The sequence below is a fragment of the Phaeobacter sp. 11ANDIMAR09 genome (genome assembly GCF_001294455.1).
In the GTDB taxonomy this organism is placed as follows: Bacteria; Pseudomonadota; Alphaproteobacteria; order Rhodobacterales; family Rhodobacteraceae; genus Pseudophaeobacter.
Genome location: NZ_LIKT01000096.1, coordinates 1 through 684, shown reverse-complemented (window position 1 = coordinate 684; position 684 = coordinate 1). Strand labels below are relative to the sequence as shown.

Genomic DNA, 684 nt, shown 5'->3' with positions numbered 1-684 from the left:
TAACCGAAGAGCACGCATTCACGCCCTTCGAGGCCAAAAGTCGACACCAAGGACTCGACGGGGCGCATTGTAGAATACGAAAGTTCGGTTAGTATATTTTCGTATGAAAATCTTACTTGCAGAGGACGATATTAAGTCCGCCGAATACGTTCAAAAGGGTTTAATTGAACAGGGCTTTGTCGTCGATTGGGTAACCGATGGTCGAGAGGCGTTGACCCATTGCCTCTACAATGAGGTCGACCTTTTGATTGCGGACCGGATGATGCCCGGCATGGATGGGCTGTCACTGGTGAAGTCGTTGCGCTCGGCCAAGATTGACCTTCCAGTTATCTTCCTGACAGCCTTGTCTGATGTCGAGGATCGCGTTGACGGGCTAATGGCGGGTGGTGACGATTACATGGTCAAGCCATTTCACTTTTCCGAACTTCTGGCGCGGATCACAGCGCTGTCGAGACGCCCCAAAGCAACAGAGCAGCGAACGGAGCTCAAGGTGCATGATTTAACTCTTGATCTGCTGGAACGCACTGCACATCGAAAAAGTCAATTGATCAAGCTGCATAACAAAGAGTACGCACTCCTTCAGCTTTTGATGGAAAATGCCGGACGTGTGATTAGTCGGACGTTGATTATAGAGCGAGTTTGGGACTTTAACTTTGACCCAGGAACGTCTGTCGTCGAAACGCA

The 684-nt window shown here is 49.9% G+C and carries 1 protein-coding gene; it reads left to right on the top strand.

Annotated elements, in window-relative coordinates; translation table 11 throughout:
• Positions 1-103: 103 nt before the first annotated feature.
• Positions 104-684 (top strand): response regulator transcription factor (locus AN476_RS22300; protein WP_054463966.1); only part of this gene is annotated, 581 nt, incomplete at its 3' end.